This window comes from Anaerocolumna sp. (genome assembly GCF_032079385.1).
Lineage (GTDB): Bacteria > Bacillota > Clostridia > Lachnospirales > Lachnospiraceae > Anaerocolumna.
The window spans coordinates 211,633-227,681 of sequence record NZ_DAMAUC010000004.1; the positions used below are offsets into that span (position 1 = coordinate 211,633).

General features: G+C 35.7%; 14 protein-coding genes and 2 tRNA genes. 13 read left to right on the forward strand and 3 right to left on the reverse strand.

Annotated elements, in window-relative coordinates; all coding sequences use genetic code 11:
- The first annotated feature begins 49 nt into the window (after nucleotides 1-49).
- From RT261_RS05490 to RT261_RS05520, 7 genes are all read left to right on the forward strand, one after another.
- Nucleotides 50-2,113 carry a glycoside hydrolase family 13 protein gene (locus RT261_RS05490; RefSeq protein WP_313130398.1) on the forward strand — a complete coding sequence of 688 codons (2,064 nt, stop codon included), beginning with the start codon at nucleotides 50-52 and terminating at the stop codon, nucleotides 2,111-2,113.
- A gap of 475 nt (nucleotides 2,114-2,588) precedes the next feature.
- Nucleotides 2,589-2,674: transfer RNA gene (locus tag RT261_RS05495), tRNA-Leu, on the forward strand.
- 23 nt (nucleotides 2,675-2,697) lie between these two features.
- Nucleotides 2,698-2,768: transfer RNA gene (locus tag RT261_RS05500), tRNA-Gly, on the forward strand.
- A 174-nt stretch (nucleotides 2,769-2,942) separates the two neighbouring features.
- Nucleotides 2,943-3,371: a putative ABC transporter permease gene (locus tag RT261_RS05505; RefSeq protein WP_313130401.1), complete on the forward strand. Its 429-nt coding sequence runs from the start codon at nucleotides 2,943-2,945 to the stop codon at nucleotides 3,369-3,371.
- Nucleotides 3,372-3,525: 154 nt separating this feature from the next.
- Nucleotides 3,526-5,382, forward strand: coding sequence for a B12-binding domain-containing radical SAM protein (locus RT261_RS05510; protein ID WP_313130403.1), 1,857 nt, complete (start codon nucleotides 3,526-3,528; stop codon nucleotides 5,380-5,382).
- Nucleotides 5,379-6,035, forward strand: a complete 657-nt coding sequence (gene nth, locus RT261_RS05515; RefSeq protein ID WP_313130405.1) for an endonuclease III — start codon at nucleotides 5,379-5,381, stop codon at nucleotides 6,033-6,035. Before RT261_RS05510 ends, nth begins: the two co-directional genes overlap by 4 nt.
- A 138-nt stretch (nucleotides 6,036-6,173) precedes the next feature.
- A complete protein-coding gene (locus RT261_RS05520; protein WP_313130407.1) occupies nucleotides 6,174-6,908 on the forward strand; it encodes a 3'-5' exonuclease in 735 nt (244 codons plus the stop codon).
- 107 nt (nucleotides 6,909-7,015) lie between these two features.
- On the opposite strand, the gene RT261_RS05525 is transcribed toward RT261_RS05520, so the two are convergent.
- Entirely contained in the window at nucleotides 7,016-7,606 is a 591-nt protein-coding gene (locus RT261_RS05525; RefSeq protein ID WP_313130410.1) for a hypothetical protein, read from the reverse strand.
- A gap of 348 nt (nucleotides 7,607-7,954) precedes the next feature.
- On the opposite strand from RT261_RS05525, the gene RT261_RS05530 reads away from it, so the two are divergent.
- The 6 genes from RT261_RS05530 to RT261_RS05555 all read left to right on the forward strand — a co-directional run bounded on the left by RT261_RS05530 (nucleotide 7,955) and on the right by RT261_RS05555 (nucleotide 13,489).
- Entirely contained in the window at nucleotides 7,955-9,505 is a 1,551-nt protein-coding gene (locus RT261_RS05530) for a VanW family protein (protein ID WP_313130412.1), read from the forward strand.
- A gap of 178 nt (nucleotides 9,506-9,683) precedes the next feature.
- A complete protein-coding gene (locus RT261_RS05535; RefSeq protein ID WP_313130414.1) occupies nucleotides 9,684-10,667 on the forward strand; it encodes an AIR synthase family protein in 984 nt (327 codons plus the stop codon).
- 151 nt (nucleotides 10,668-10,818) lie between these two features.
- Nucleotides 10,819-11,301, forward strand: a complete 483-nt coding sequence (locus RT261_RS05540) for an Lrp/AsnC family transcriptional regulator (RefSeq protein ID WP_313130416.1) — start codon at nucleotides 10,819-10,821, stop codon at nucleotides 11,299-11,301.
- Nucleotides 11,298-12,461 (forward strand): aminotransferase class I/II-fold pyridoxal phosphate-dependent enzyme, encoded by a 1,164-nt coding sequence (locus RT261_RS05545; RefSeq protein ID WP_313130418.1) that lies wholly within the window; start codon nucleotides 11,298-11,300, stop codon nucleotides 12,459-12,461. The genes RT261_RS05540 and RT261_RS05545 overlap by 4 nt, the downstream gene beginning before the upstream one ends.
- Before the next feature lie 34 nt (nucleotides 12,462-12,495).
- Nucleotides 12,496-12,963 carry a chemotaxis protein CheX gene (locus RT261_RS05550; RefSeq protein WP_313130420.1) on the forward strand — a complete coding sequence of 156 codons (468 nt, stop codon included), beginning with the start codon at nucleotides 12,496-12,498 and terminating at the stop codon, nucleotides 12,961-12,963.
- 25 nt (nucleotides 12,964-12,988) lie between these two features.
- Nucleotides 12,989-13,489: a tRNA (cytidine(34)-2'-O)-methyltransferase gene (locus RT261_RS05555; protein WP_313130422.1), complete on the forward strand. Its 501-nt coding sequence runs from the start codon at nucleotides 12,989-12,991 to the stop codon at nucleotides 13,487-13,489.
- Between the two features lie 336 nt (nucleotides 13,490-13,825).
- Here the strand turns inward: RT261_RS05555 and RT261_RS05560 are convergent, their stop codons facing one another.
- Both RT261_RS05560 and RT261_RS05565 read right to left on the reverse strand, forming a co-directional pair.
- Nucleotides 13,826-15,247, reverse strand: coding sequence for a HAMP domain-containing sensor histidine kinase (locus RT261_RS05560; RefSeq protein WP_313130425.1), 1,422 nt, complete (start codon nucleotides 15,245-15,247; stop codon nucleotides 13,826-13,828).
- Between the two features lie 52 nt (nucleotides 15,248-15,299).
- On the reverse strand, nucleotides 15,300-16,019 hold the full coding sequence (locus RT261_RS05565) for a response regulator transcription factor (protein ID WP_313130427.1): 720 nt from the start codon (nucleotides 16,017-16,019) through the stop codon (nucleotides 15,300-15,302).
- Between the last annotated feature and the right edge of the window lie 30 nt (nucleotides 16,020-16,049).

The window sequence follows — 16,049 nt, forward strand, 5'->3', positions numbered from 1 at the left end:
TGTTTATTGAGAGGGATTGCTATAGAATGTAGAGAGTATTAATTTTGGTATGAAGGGAATGTTTTTTGAGTTTATGATTAATTTGGATGCTTTGTTTAGTGATGGGACTAATGATTATAGAATTCCTTGTGAACCCTTGGTAAATGATAGGGTTTTGCTTCGGTTTCGGGCGGGGAAAGATAATGTGGATTTGGTTTTTTTGGTTGTTGGGGATGAGAAGAGGGTAATGAGGAAGGCTTTTTGTGATACTTTGTTTGATTATTATGAAGAAGGACTTCAGCTATCAGATGAGAGGGTGGAGTATTTTTTTGAGATTGTAAAGGGGGATGAAGTTTGGGGCTATAATAGAGAAGGGGTAGTGAAGGAAGTTCAGGAGAGTTTCCATTTTGTGATTACTCCGGGGTTTGTTACTCCTGATTGGGCTAAGGGGGCAGTTTTTTATCAGATTTATGTGGATCGGTTTTTTAACGGGGATATGAATAATGATGTTTTAGATAATGAGTATTTTTATATTGGTGGAGGTTCTAAAAGGGTTACGGATTGGAGTAAGTATCCGGATTCTTTTGGTGTGAGAGAGTTTTATGGGGGAGATTTGGCTGGGGTTAAAGAGAAGTTAGACTATTTGGAGAATTTGGGGGTAGAGGTTATCTACATGAATCCTATTTTTGTTTCTCCTTCTAATCATAAATATGATGCACAGGATTATGATTATGTAGATCCTCATTTTGGGGTGATATGTGAAGATGGAGGAGAGGTGTTGGCTCAGGAGGCTTATTCCAACCGTCAGGCATCCAAGTATATTAAAAGAGTGACGGATATGAGGAATCTGGAGGCTGGCAATGAATTGCTTATTGGGCTGATTGAGGAAATTCATAAAAGGGGTATGAGAGTGATTCTTGATGGAGTGTTTAACCATTGCGGTTCCTTTCATAAATGGCTGGATCGGGAAGGTATTTATGAGGAAGCTGGTACCTATGAAAGTGGTGCTTTTCAAGATAAAAACAGTCCTTATCAATCTTTCTTTAAGTTTAAAGAGGATAAATGGCCAAATAATAATAGTTACGATGGCTGGTGGGGGCATGATACCCTTCCTAAGTTAAATTATGAAGGATCTCCTAAGTTATATCAATACGTTATGGATATCGGGAAGAAATGGGTATCCCCGCCTTTTAACTGTGATGGCTGGAGGCTGGACGTTGCGGCGGATTTAGGGCACTCTCCTGAGTTTAATCATAAGTTCTGGAGTGATTTTAGAAAGAGCGTCAAGGAAGGTAATCCGGAAGCAATTATCATTGCGGAACATTACGGTGATCCAAGCTCCTGGCTGAAAGGGGATCAATGGGATACGGTAATGAATTATGATGCCTTTATGGAGCCAGTGACCTGGTTTCTTACGGGTATGGAAAAGCACAGTGATGAGTACCGGGAGCACCTTTTGAATAATCAGGAAGCTTTCTTCCAAGCTATGAAATACCATATGTCAAAGTATCAGACTTCTTCTCTATTTGTAGCCATGAATGAATTGTCCAATCATGATCACTCCAGATTTTTAACAAGGACCAACCGAAGGGTCGGAAGAGTAGGGAATGTGGGCCCGAAATCAGCAGAGGAGAATATTAATAAAGGTGTTTTTCGAAATGCTGTAGTAATACAGATGACATGGCCGGGCGCGCCTACTGTTTATTATGGAGATGAAGCAGGTGTCTGTGGCTGGACGGACCCGGATAACAGACGTACGTATCCGTGGGGGACAGAAGATAAAGGGCTTATTGATTTCCATAGAGATATAATAAGAATCCATAAGAATTATGAAGCTCTTCGAAAGGGATCTATTCGTTTCTTAAATGGAAGCTCGGGGTTCATCAGCTTCGGAAGATTTGATCAAAAAGATAAATTTATTATTGGGGTTAATAATAACAATACAGAGGTTACGGTTAATATTAACGCCTGGGAGATATGTATTGCTGATGAAGATTCACTGGCAACCCTGATAGTCACTACAGAAAGAGGATACAGTCCGGAAGCCGTTATATACCATACTCATTCAGGTATTCTTAAACTGACTTTAAGTCCGTATTCCTCTGTTGTACTAAAGAATATTGTTAGAAAATAAGAAAATGTGCATAGAGTATGTTTATTAAAAATCTTAAGAATGTGCATAGAGCATGTTTATTAAAAATCTTAAGAATGATGTTTAAAGCATGTATGTATTAAAAAGTAAGTTTGAGAAAAGATATATGAAGTATGGCATGTTTAAAAGTAGGTAAGTCTGGCAAAGATGTATAAAGTACGGTATATAGGGGATAGCATATTAATATAGAATATATGGAAGTATAGTATATTTAAATTAAAGTATATTAAAGGTATAATACTTGATCAAGTACAATGAAGAGGGAGTCTTATACAGTAAACAGAGCCTCCCTGCCTTGTTGAGGTAATAAATTCCATATAAAAAAGTAAAAAAATTTTCAATACTACTTGAAAATGAATTTAGAGTATGTTATAATTTTTCCTTGTCAGAAGCTTTATAGCACGGATTGGTTAAGTAACCAATATTTGGTGATTGGCCATCAATTTGTTATAAAAATGCCGGCGTGGCGGAACAGGCAGACGCACAGGACTTAAAATCCTGCGGGACTAATCTCCCGTACCGGTTCGATTCCGGTCGCCGGCATTATTTAACAAAAAACTATATTTGCGGGTGTAGTTCAATGGTAGAACACTAGCCTTCCAAGCTAGATACGTGGGTTCGATTCCCATCACCCGCTTTTAAACCTTAATTTCGAAAGAAATTAAGGTTTTTTTGCGTATTCCTATATTTTATTTTAGAACCCTTTTCCATGACTAATAAATTGCTCATTTGAGAATACTATAAGGAAAATGTCATATTTTTTATTCCTGTGTAATATAACTATGATACCATAGAAAGGGAGGAAAATAGTATGATTAAACTATATAATAATACTCTAAAATATATTCTTCTATTTTTCATTGGCGGATATGGATATTGTGGGATTGAAATTTTATTTCGCGGATTTTCCCATATATCCATGCTTATAGCAGGCGGCTTAAGTTTTGTGCTGATTGGTTTACTTAATGAGAATTTTAATCATAAGATGGCTCTGGTAAGTCAAATGGTTCTTTCTGCTTGTATTATCACTGCTGTTGAATTCCTGGTTGGACTGGTAGTAAATGTATGGCTGGGTTTGAAAGTTTGGGATTATTCCAATATGCCATATAACTTTATGGGCCAAATTTGCTTATTGTATGTTAACATCTGGTTTTTCTTATCGCTGGCAAGTATCCTTCTGGATGATTATTTAAGGTACTTTTTGTTAGGGGAAGAAAAGCCACATTACAAAATTTTCTGACAAAACTGTAATAATCTAAAACTTTACAATCTATAGAAGTATGATAAAATATAGAATGATTAATAAAATAAGTGATTAGTTAATCATATGATAATAATAAAGAAACCAGAATCGGAATTACAGATTATTAAATACTTTTAAGAATGGAGTAATAATGAAAGTACTGTTAGCAGCAATAAATGCAAAATATATACACACAAACCTGGCGATTTATTGCTTAAGAGCATATGCAAAAGAGTATAGAGATTATATTAAACTGGAAGAATATACAATTAATAATTATGCAGATGATATTTTGCAGGGAATATATAGGGAAAAGCCTGATTTTATCGGCCTTTCCTGCTATATATGGAATATAGCAATAATAGATCAGCTATGTGTAGAATTACGTAAGGTTTTACCTAATACAAAAATCTGGTTAGGAGGTCCGGAAGTATCTTTTGACGTAGAAAAGCGATTGAGAGAGAATAAGGACATCGACGGAATTATAATCGGGGAAGGTGAGGAATCCTTTAAAGAACTGCTAGACTACTACATAGGCAGAAAAATCAAATTAACTGACATAAGAGGCATTGCATTTAAAGAGACAGCTTGGCTAGAGGAAAAAGAACAGAAAAATATTGAGGAAGATTACCACCACAAAGATAATGAAATTGCTGTTACCCCTTTTCGACCGGAAATGAATTTTAGTACTTTGCCATTCCCATACGAGAATATGGAAGACTTTGAGAATAAGATTATTTATTATGAGACAAGCAGGGGATGTCCATATTCTTGCAGATATTGTCTGTCTTCCATAGATAAAAGAGTACGGCTTCGGGATATGAAACTGGTTCAGAAGGAATTGGATACATTTTTAAGCCATAAGGTCCCCCAGGTAAAGTTTGTTGACAGAACCTTTAACTGCAGCCGGGCACATACAAAGGCCATTTGGGAGTATATTAAAGAACATGATAATGGAATTACCAATTTTCATTTTGAAATATCAGCTGATATACTGAATGAAGAGGAAATTGCCTTATTAAACTCCATGCGGGAAGGTTTGGTACAATTAGAAATCGGAGTTCAGTCTACCAACCCTAAAACTATAAAGGCGATTGACCGGCATATGGATTTTAACCGGTTAAGTCAGGTAGTTCACGATATTCATAAAGGAAGAAACGTTCATCAACATTTGGATTTAATAGCCGGACTTCCATATGAAGATTATGAATCCTTTAAAAGTTCATTTAATGATGTATACGCTTTAAAGCCTGACCAGCTGCAATTGGGATTTTTAAAAGTGTTAAAAGGTTCCGGCATGTTTTATGACAGTCAGGAGATGGGAATTGTTTATAAAGACCAGGCTCCATTTGAAGTATTATATACCAATTGGCTTAGTTTTGATGATGTTTTAAAACTAAAAGCGGTGGAAGATATGGTGGAAGTCTATTATAACAGTGGACAGTTTATATATACAGTGATGTATCTGGAACATTACTTTAAAACTCCTTTTGATTTTTACGAGGCATTAGGAGAATTTTATGAGAGAAATGGTTTGTTTCAGCTTAACCATAATCGATTACGCCGATATGAGATCCTGCTTGATTTTATAACGGAGCAATTGGAGCTTCCAGGAGATCATACCAATGAAGCTATAAACCATAACTTTATAGAGAATTTTGATATGGATACATTTAAAAATATTCTTATGTTTGACCTGTATTTAAGAGAGAACATAAAAAGCCGTCCTTATTTCGCGGAGAATCAGGAAGCTTATAAAAATAGATTTCGTGATTTCTATATGAGTGAAGAAATGGTTGAAAAATATGCAGGCGAAGATTTATCGGGAGAGAAAATTACTCAATTAAAGAGATATCTCCATATCGAACATTTTGATATTCAGGTAACGGAATCTGCTAAAACAGGTAAAAAATTAGCAGGAGGCCAGTTTATATTATTTGATTACCTTCATAGAAATAAGTTGAATGGGGATGCCAAATTTTCAGTCATAAAGGAGATGAGTAAGTGAGCAAAAGAATTACCAAAGCGGAAAAGGAAAGAATTGCTGCAATATTAGATTTATTGGATAGAGAGTATTCAACGGAAATTAAGATATATCTGAACCATGAAACGCCTTGGCAGCTGCTGATTGCAACAATACTAAGTGCACAGTGTACGGATGACAGGGTAAATATTGTTACAAAGGATCTTTTTAAAAAATATAAAACTCTTGAGGATTTTGCCAATGCGGATGTAAAAGAACTGGAGGTTGATATTCATTCTACCGGTTTTTATCGCAATAAAGCAAAGAATATCATCCAATGTACGAAAACCCTTATTAGGGAGTATGGCGGTGAAGTTCCCAAAGATATAGATGAGTTGACCAAACTGGCGGGAGTGGGTAGAAAAACAGCAAATGTTATAAGGGGAAATATATATAACGAACCAAGTATTGTGGTGGATACCCATGTAAAAAGGATATCAAGAAAGCTTGGCTTTACAAAAGAAGAGGATCCGGAAAAAATTGAATATGATCTTATGGAAATATTGCCAAAAGATCATTGGATACGGTATAATATACAGATAATTACTCATGGAAGAACGATTTGCGTAGCTAGAAATCCCAAATGTGAGCAATGCTTTCTGAATAGCTACTGCAAATATTATAACTCCAAAGCATAGAGTATCAGCAATAAGGTAATAAGAAAACTAAAGATAGAAAGGGATAATAAAATGAAAGCTGCTATAGTGGTTATTTTGCTATCCCATAACCCTCTCCATCAAAATTATTTAAGAAATGGAGATTAGAAATGAGGTTTTATGAAAGACGTTAAATTAAGAGATCCGGTTACTTCCTTTGTATGTTTTGATATTGAAACCACAGGACTGAATCCACAGACGGATAGAGTGATTGAAATTGGAGCTGTTAAAGTAAAGGATAAAAAGGTTGTAGAATATTTTTCTGAATTAATTTATCCGGGAATGAAGCTTTCTCCGCTGATAACTAATTTAACCGGTATAGATGATGAAATGTTAAAGGGTGCAGACCGAGAAGAACAAGTGGTTCAAAGATTCATTGATTTTACAGAAGATTATCCGGTAATAGGGCATAATATTATGTTTGATTATAGTTTTATTAAAATTGCAGCTGAAAGGATTCAAGCCAGTTTTGATAAAAGGGGAATTGACACTTTGGAATTATGTAAGAAATTACATGGAAATTTGGAAAGCAGAAGTTTAGAAAGCATGTGCCGGTATTATAATATAAATAACGAGCGTGCCCATCGAGCTTACCAAGATGCAAAAGCAACGGTTATGCTGTATGTAAATCTGTGTAATGCATTTTTTCAAGACAACCCTAAGGTATTCGAACCAAGGCAACTAATATATAAAGTAAAAAAAGTACAATTTGTAACGAGGAAACAAAAAAATTACTTGCTAGATTTACTTAAATATCATAATATAGATATTGTACAGCCAATAGATAACCTAACTCAAAGTGAAGCATCAAAATGGATTGATGAAATTATATTAAACCATGGAAGAATGAAGTAAGGAATAAAAAATACATCATCTACAAGGAGGTGTTTTATCATTGTAAATGATGCATTCATTTTATTCTTTATAAAAGGTTTCGGATTATTTCCTATATGGAATCAAGTTTATTGTAGGGCTTCTAAATCTTTTAAAATAGAATCCTTAGACAAGGAACTAAGAGACTGAGCAACTTCAATTAACTGGGTTATTTTATTACTGTTATTCATATTTTTGTATATGGTGGCAAGGAGATGATAATGTTTGGCCACATCGGTTTTGCATGTAATACCGAACTCAAGAACTTTGAGGGCATCTTCTATATTACCTTCCTGGTAAAGATAAGAACCCCATTGATAAAGGGTACGGGCCAATAAAGTAAAATTAGCATCACATTCCGATAAAAATGTAAGGTTAGCAACACCATAACGCAGCTTTAATTCGGTATTAGATAAACCGGTTAAGTTAAGAATCGGTTTTTTAGATAAGTCCGTTATGGTTTTATGTATGGAAAGCAGTGTTGTATCTGGTGTTTCGGTAATGGGCAATGTGTCCATGGGAATTTTAATATAATCTAAATTGGAAATATCTTTTTTGCGAACATGATTAGATTCTGTTTCTTTTTCCCAAAACTGCTCCATATTCCTACGGTTGTTTCGGTCTGACTTTCTTATCATAAAACGAAGCCAGATTGTAAATGCTAAAATTATAATTAACATTAAAGGTATAGGTGGTAAGTGCATAGCATACACATCCTTTCAAATTATTAATAAAGAGGTGAAAATAATGAATTTTGGAAGCAAAAAATCAAGAAAAATAATATCTACAATTATAATTGTCCTACTTGTTTTATCGATGATAGTGCCAGTAATATTAAGTGCAATTGCATAATTTAAATTACTATTTATTATGAATATACATAATATATATTAAAATGTCAAATAGCAAAATAGTCACATATGCAGCCGGATAAATCCCGAATTATGGGAATTAATTCGGGCACTATCTTGATAATTTTAAGTATTATGATAAAATAAGCATGTTGAAAGAAAGGAGACATAAGAGCCATGAAGAAGAAAACTGCGTATAAGATAATGTTATTTGCAATTTGCTTTTTTTCCACAATGATTGTCTCTAAAGTGAGTGCTGCTGAAGAAGATGAAGCAATTACTCAAGGAATTTATATAGATTCTGTTGATATAGGCGGAATGACGGAGGCACAAGCTAAGGAAGCAGTACAGGAGTACATTAATAATTTGAAAAGTAAGACGGTAACTGTAAATATCGAAGATAAATCAGAAACAGTTTCTTTAGATGATTTAGCTTATTCCGAAGCAAAGAATGATTTTATAGAGCAGGCAATGAAAATAGGTAAAGAAGGCAATTTAATAAAACGTTATAAAGACTTAAAAGACGTTGAAGTTAATAAACTAGTTTTTGACCTTGCATTTACTATAGATGACAGCAGGATAAAAGAATTTTTAGAAACGAAATGTAGTATTTATGATGTAGAACCATTGAATGCTACTGTAAAAAGAGGAAATGGTGGTTTTGTTTATACCAATGAAGTGGTAGGTAAGAAATTAGAAGTTCAGGATACATTAGCAGATATCAAGAATGCATTATTCGGTGATTGGAATAAGGAAGATATTGTTATTACAGGAAAGGTGGTAGAAGTTCAACCAAAGTATACAAGAGAAATGGTTGAAAGAGTAAAAACTGTTTTAGGCTCGTATTCCACAACCTATACATCTTCTTCTTCAGACCGGGCAGGAAATCTTGCAAATGGTGCAAGATTGATTGATAATACAATTCTTTATCCTGGTGATGAATTCTCTGCTTATGATAAATTAACTCCATTTACGCCGCAGAATGGATATTATGCAGCCGGTTCTTACCTGAATGGTAAAGTAGTTGATAGTATCGGCGGCGGGGCATGTCAGGTTACCACAACATTATATAATGCGGTATTGGAATCGGAACTGGAAGTTACGGAACGTGCTGCGCATTCTATGACAATCGGTTATGTGGCTTTATCAAGAGATGCTGCCATAGCTGGTACATGGAAGAATCTTAAGTTTAAGAATAATACAAATGCCCCTATCTTAATTCAGGCATATACTCAGGGCAGAACAATTACCTTTACTATTTGGGGTGAAGAAACAAGAAATGCCAACAGACGAGTAAAATACGAAACAGTTATTCTAAGTGAAACAAAGCCGGGACCTGACGTTGTAACAAAAGATCCTACAAAACCCACAACTTATGAAGTTACAACTCAGTCTGCTCACATTGGATACGTAGCCGAATTATATAAAGTTGTTTATGAAAATGGTACTGAGGTCAGCAGAACCAGAATAAATAAAAGTTATTACAGCGCGTCACCTCGTTATGTAACTGTTGGTACCATGGAAGTGGAAGAGGTACCAGAGGACGAGGTTGAAGAGAAGGATAAAGATAAAGAAGAAGGTAAGAAACCTTCTAAAAAGCCTTCTGACGAAAATAAGAAAGAAGATAATACAAATGTTACAAATCCGGATGAAATCAATATAGGGGATAATACTCAGCCAGAAGAGGCAGAACCAATTAATCAAAGCGATGCAAGTGGTAATGACTGATACTGGGTTTGAATCAGAATATGGGAAGGAAACTTCTCATATTCTGTTCTTTTAATATTGACATAGTAATACATGTAATGGATACTGATAGAAAATATATGTATATAAAGTAACTACATTATAAAATGCAATAGATATAAATTTAAAAAGATACTTCTGGGAAGGCTTGGTGGAACAGATGAAGATTGGTAAAGTCCCTGAAACAGTTTTAAAGAGGTCTATATTAAAACAAATAAAACATAGACGAGATGAAGTTCTTGTAGGACCCGGTATTGGCGAAGATTGCAGCGTCATTCAATTAGGCGCGGATGAAGTGTATGTAATGTCCACTGATCCTATTACAGGAACGGCAGACAATATAGGATCATTAGCAGTACATATTACCGCCAATGACATTGCCTCTAATGGAGCGGAGGTGGTAGGTATTATGCTTACCATTTTACTGCCGGAAGGAACAAGAGAAGAAGAATTAAAAGGAATTATGAAAGAAATTGAAGGGGTATGTTCCAAGCTAAATATTGAGATACTTGGTGGGCATACAGAAATAACTGCGGCGGTGAACCAGCCTATAGTTACAGTAACCGGAGTTGGAAAGATGCCGAAAGGCTATATAATTAAAACGGCAGGTGCCAAGCCGGGACAGGAAATTGTTATGACAAAGTGGACAGGTCTGGAAGGCACAGCGATTATTGCAAAGAAGAAAGAGTCCGAACTGCTAAGTAAATATACCAGAGACTTTATTGATGGTGCCAAGAACTTTATTGGGAATATTTCCGTAATACCAGAAGCGAGAATTGGGAGAGAAATGGGAGTTACCTCTATGCATGATGTAACAGAAGGAGGAATCTTTGGAGCTCTTTGGGAAATAGGGGAAGCGTCGAAGGCAGGTATCGAAGTTGATCTTAAAAAAATCCCTATAAAGCAGGAAACCATAGAAATATGTGAGTTTTATGACCTAAATCCTTATCAATTAATATCCAGCGGAGTTATGTTAATGATAACGGACAAGGCCAATGCCTTAGTTGATGAATTGAAAAGGCAGGGAATCTCTGCAGCTGTTATTGGCCGGATTACGGAAGGAAGAAACCGTATTGTTATGAATGAAGAGGAAAAACGCTTTTTAGAGCCTCCAAAAAGTGATGAATTATATAAAGTGATGTAGCGGGACTCTTTGTTAATAAATCAGTTATTAATTTGGCATTAGAATATCTTTGTTTTATTAGATAAGCTATTATGGATAATATAAAATGATTAATCAATTTATTAGGTTGAAAACTGGTTTTTTCAACTCTGAAAGGAGCAGGAATATAAAAATGAGAGAGAAAATTTTAATGGCTATTGATAAGAATAGTAAGTTAACATCAAAAGATCTGGCCGCCATGTTAGGCACAACAGTGGAGGAGATTGAAAAGACCCTCAAGGAATTAGAGGATGAAACCATTATCTGTGGCTATCCAACTTTAATCAATTGGGATAAGACGGAAAGTGAAAAGGTAACAGCTCTTATTGAAGTAAAAGTAACTCCCCAAAGAGGACAAGGCTTCGACAAAATTGCGGAGAGAATCTATAAGTTCGATGAAGTGGAATCCGTTTATTTGATGTCAGGCGGATTTGATTTAACGGTTATGATTGAAGGAAAAAGTATGAGAGAGGTTGCTAATTTTGTATCCAGTAAATTGGCTCCCATGGAAGCTGTTTTAAGTACAGCCACTCATTTTGTATTAAAGAAATATAAAGAACATGGCTTGCCATTAGTTCATGAGAAAAGCGATGAAAGGATGCTGATTACACCTTGAGAAACCCATTATCGAAAACAGTTGTAGGAATTGAACCATCCGGTATACGTAAATTTTTTGATATTGTAAGTGAAATGAAAGATGCTATTTCTCTTGGTGTAGGTGAACCGGATTTTGATACACCATGGCATATCCGTGAAGAGGGCATATATTCACTAGAAAAAGGAAGAACCTTTTATACCTCCAATGCCGGTCTGAAGGAACTAAAAGTAGAAATCTGTAAGTACTTAAACAGAAGGTTTAACCTTTATTACGATTACAATCAGGAAACCATTGTAACTATTGGCGGCAGTGAGGCGATTGATATTTCCTTAAGAGCCATGTTAGATCCGGGAGATGAAGTTTTAATCCCCCAGCCAAGTTATGTATCCTACCTTCCCTGTGTAACCTTAGCAGGCGGAAAACCGGTTGTTATTGAATTGGAAGTAAAGGATCAATTTAAATTAACCAAAGAAAAATTATTAAATGCCATAACGGATAAAACAAAAGTTTTAATATTACCATTTCCCAATAATCCAACCGGTGCCATTATGGAGTATGATGATTTAAAAGAAATTGCAAAAATTGTAGAAGAAAAAGACTTATTTGTAGTTACCGATGAAATATATTCGGAATTAACTTATGGGAAGCAGCACGTATCCATAGCACAGTTTCCGGGAATGAAGGAAAGAACCATATTGATTAACGGTTTTTCCAAATCCTATGCTATGACAGGCTGGAGACTTGGATATGCAGTGGGGCCAAAGAATATTATAGAACAGATGGTAAAAATACATCAATTTGCTATCATGTGTGCTCCTACTACCAGTCAGTATGCAGCTGTGGAAGCATTAAAGAATGGGGATCCCGATGTGGAAACCATGCGTAATGCCTATGATATGCGCAGAAAGTATCTCGTTAATGCTTTTAATGAGATAGGACTGGAATGCTTTGAGCCTTATGGAGCCTTCTATGTATTTCCTTGTATAAAAAGCTTAGGAATGACATCGGATGAATTTGCCACCAGACTCTTAAAAGAAGAAAAGGTTGCAGTGGTGCCTGGTACTGCTTTTGGCAGCTGTGGTGAAGGATTTTTAAGAATATCCTATGCTTATTCCATTGAGAACTTAAAGATAGCAATGGAAAGAATAGAACGATTTGTTATGAAGTATAAAAGATAGTATTATGATATGAGTTACTTAGGAGGAAATCAGCATGGCAGGAATGAATGCGGAACATATAAATCCCTTTTTGGTTGCAGCTGCTAAGATACTAAAAGATATGTGCAGCATAGAGACAAAAATGGGAAAACCTTATATAAAGGATTTGAACTTTAAAGATGATACGGTAATTATCATTATTGGAGTTACAGGAGAAATGAAAGGACAAGTAATGATGGCATTTCCCAATCATGTTGCCTGTGATATAGCAACAAAGATGATTATGATGCCAATTACCCAATTGGATGATTTGTCTGTCAGCGCTCTTAGCGAGTTAGGTAATATGATACTTGGAAATGCTGCAACCATATTCTCAACCAAAGGTATGGGCATTGACATAACACCTCCCACCATTGGAATGGGAAATATGACCTTCTCAAATACATTTTCTCAAAATATATGTATACCGCTAATATATGATGATGATAAAACAATTGAAATAAATATTGCAATGAAAGCGTAGTTCCAAGGAAAGGCATGAATTAGAAATGAATATAGTATTATTTGAACCGGAGATCCCGGCAAACACTGGTAACATCGGCAGAACCTGTGTGGCTACAGGTACCAGGCTGCATCTGATTGAACCGCTGGGATTTCGATTAAATGAAAAAGAAATTAAAAGAGCAGGCATGGATTATTGGAAGGACCTGGATGTCACTGTTTATGATAATTATCAGGATTTTTTAGACAAGAATCCCGGTGCCAAAATATACATGGCCACTACCAAGGCGCTGAACACTTATACAGAAATAAGCTATGAACCGGATTGCTTTATTATGTTTGGTAAGGAAAGTGCAGGAATACCGGAAGAAATTCTATTGGAAAGCAAAGATAATTGTATGCGTATTCCTATGATCGGAGAAATCCGTTCCCTTAATCTGGCTAACTCGGCCGCTATAGTTTTATATGAAGCCCTGCGTCAGAATAACTTCTCCGGTATGAATATGGTAGGGCATTTGCACCATCATTCCTGGAACGAAAGTTTATAGTTATAATTATGCTGCCATAACCTTATATTTTTTATTCTGTACCTCAAAAGTAAAGAGTCATGAAACCGTAGGCTAGTAAGAACAGTAAAATAATAGTAGCTAACATAAACAAAGCGAAGAATCTTAGAATTATAAATTATCTGGATTCTTCGCTAATTTAACCTCATCAGGGAAGAACCTTGCTTACAGAACCGGGAGGGGAGGCCTTCCCTGCTTCTGCAGGCGTTCAAGCTCCTGCTGGAATGCCACGAAGCGGCAATGAGGTTATGAGCAAGCAGCATAAGCGGATAAACTTGCTTGAAGGCAAGTGGAAATATCTGCATTGACTTGTTATAATTAGATCAGGAAACCTTCTGTTCGTGGAAGGCTGAATATAAACTCCGTACCGACACCTTTGGTGCTGATTACATTTATATTTTCATCGTGAGCTGTGATGATTTCTTTTGTAATGGAAAGACCAAGTCCGGTACCTTTCTTGTCTTTGCCTCTGGAGGCATCTGTTTTATAAAATCTCTCCCAAACCTTTTTGAGGTTTTCTTTTGGAATTCCGATGCCATAATCCTTTACAGAAACAAAGGCTTTATCGCCTTTTTCGGTGGTAGATACTTTTATACTTGAATTTTGAGGGCTGAATTTAATAGCATTATCCAGCAGATTATATAGGACTTGCTGAATCTTACCCATATCCGCATCCACATAAATTTCTTTTGCAGAGAACACCAGATTTAAAGTAATCTTTTTCTTAGTACAGGTTCCTTCAAAGCTTTCAGCAGTTTGCTTAATGATATGGTTAATATCAAAGGAAGCTATCTCAAGGAAAGTACCTCTGTTCTCAAATCGATTTAAGGTCAATAAGCTGGAAGTAAGCTTATTCAGACGTTCTGTTTCAAAAAGTATAATACCAAGGTATTTGTCTTTCATTTCAAAGGGAATAGTGCCGTCTAAAAGAGCTTCCGCATATCCTTTTATGGAGGTTAAGGGTGAACGGAAATCATGTGATATATTCGCTACAAATTTCTTCTGGTACTCATCCAGCTTATTCATTTCACCTGCCATATACGATAAAGAATTGGCAAGGTCCCCATATTCATCTGTCCGATTTATTTTAAGGGGATAGATATAATTACCGGAGGTATATTCTTTAGCTGCCTTATTTAGCTTTGATAAAGGCGTAATTGTGAAAAAATATATTACAATGAATATGATACATAAAAAAGCTAAAAAGGCTAGAAATATCAGGTTAATACCATCTACAAAATAAACTGCATTTTTACTTATTTGATTTAAAGAGGAATGAATCACAATATAGCCCTGCACCTGATAATTATAACTTACCGGCAGTACAACACTAAGCATAGGTTCTCTTAACACTCCGGGCATAACCGTATAATCGGAGAAAGTTTCCGATAAAAAATCAGGATCGATATTTAAGACATTAATTTCTTTTACCTTTGATTCTTCCGGTCTGGTATCGGATATTACCAGGCCGCTTCTGTTTACGATCCAGATTCTAGCATCTAATATATTGCCGATCACTGTTATTTGGGTAGTCAGATAGCCAAGAGCCATTTGCTTTTTATAAAAACTACTCATGTATTCGGAAGATATGGAAGTGGCTTCATTATAGAGTATATCTTTTTTCTCTCGTATCATTTTTTTCTCTATCCGGCTGATTCCATAAGTATTTAGCATGGTAAACATAAAAACAGCAGACAGTATATAACATATGACCAGATTAAACCATAACTTGCGTTTCATACTCTATTAAGCCTCCTTTCCATTTGGTTTGAAACCAGAATATATTCCTACATCAATTCTTTTTCACATCGAATTTATAACCAATACCCCAGACGGTAGATAAACTCCAACTGGGGTGATCTTTAATTTTTTCACGGAGTCTTTTTATATGAACATCTACGGTTCTAGTATCACCTATGTATTCATATCCCCAGATGTGGTCCAATAATTGCTCCCTGGTAAATACCTGATTTGGGTGAGAAGCCAGGAAATAAAAAAGTTCTAATTCTTTTGGTGGCATCTCAATGGTATGACCATAGTATTGTACGGAATAATTGGACTGGTTGATAATCAAATCAGGGTATGATACATATTCTCCTGTTTGCTCCGGAACTTCCGGTTCTGCAGGCTTTGCCGCAGCAGGGTGAAAACGGCGTAATACTGCCTTTACTCTGGCTACTAATTCTTTTGAATCAAAAGGTTTAATAATATAGTCATCTGCTCCCAATTCAAGTCCCAATACTTTATCAAAGATTTCACCTTTCGCAGATAACATGATAATTGGGACAGAAGAGGTCTTACGTATCTCACGGCACACCTCATATCCATCAATTCCAGGCAGCATTAAATCTAATAATATTAGGTTGGGCTCATAAGTAGCAAAGCTTTTAATAGCTTCTTCTCCATCATGAACCATTAAGGTATCAAAACACTCTTTTGTTAAATAAAGAGAAATTAATTCGGCAATATTTACATCATCATCTACAATTAAAATCTTTTGCTTTGTAGCCATAATTACCTCGATTCTGGCGCTTTAACGCCT

What these genes read in the sequence shown, in the direction of transcription:
- RT261_RS05560 (WP_313130425.1), bottom strand. Translation starts at nt 15,247, where the DNA reads ATGAAACGCAAGTTATGGTTTAATCTGGTCATATGTTATATACTGTCT.
- RT261_RS05490 (WP_313130398.1), top strand. Translation starts at nt 50, where the DNA reads ATGAAGGGAATGTTTTTTGAGTTTATGATTAATTTGGATGCTTTGTTT.
- RT261_RS05525 (WP_313130410.1), bottom strand. Translation starts at nt 7,606, where the DNA reads ATGTTAATTATAATTTTAGCATTTACAATCTGGCTTCGTTTTATGATA.
- RT261_RS05565 (WP_313130427.1), bottom strand. Translation starts at nt 16,019, where the DNA reads ATGGCTACAAAGCAAAAGATTTTAATTGTAGATGATGATGTAAATATT.
- RT261_RS05520 (WP_313130407.1), top strand. Translation starts at nt 6,174, where the DNA reads ATGAAAGACGTTAAATTAAGAGATCCGGTTACTTCCTTTGTATGTTTT.
- RT261_RS05550 (WP_313130420.1), top strand. Translation starts at nt 12,496, where the DNA reads ATGGCAGGAATGAATGCGGAACATATAAATCCCTTTTTGGTTGCAGCT.
- RT261_RS05530 (WP_313130412.1), top strand. Translation starts at nt 7,955, where the DNA reads ATGAAGAAGAAAACTGCGTATAAGATAATGTTATTTGCAATTTGCTTT.
- RT261_RS05535 (WP_313130414.1), top strand. Translation starts at nt 9,684, where the DNA reads ATGAAGATTGGTAAAGTCCCTGAAACAGTTTTAAAGAGGTCTATATTA.
- RT261_RS05510 (WP_313130403.1), top strand. Translation starts at nt 3,526, where the DNA reads ATGAAAGTACTGTTAGCAGCAATAAATGCAAAATATATACACACAAAC.
- RT261_RS05505 (WP_313130401.1), top strand. Translation starts at nt 2,943, where the DNA reads ATGATTAAACTATATAATAATACTCTAAAATATATTCTTCTATTTTTC.
- RT261_RS05540 (WP_313130416.1), top strand. Translation starts at nt 10,819, where the DNA reads ATGAGAGAGAAAATTTTAATGGCTATTGATAAGAATAGTAAGTTAACA.
- RT261_RS05555 (WP_313130422.1), top strand. Translation starts at nt 12,989, where the DNA reads ATGAATATAGTATTATTTGAACCGGAGATCCCGGCAAACACTGGTAAC.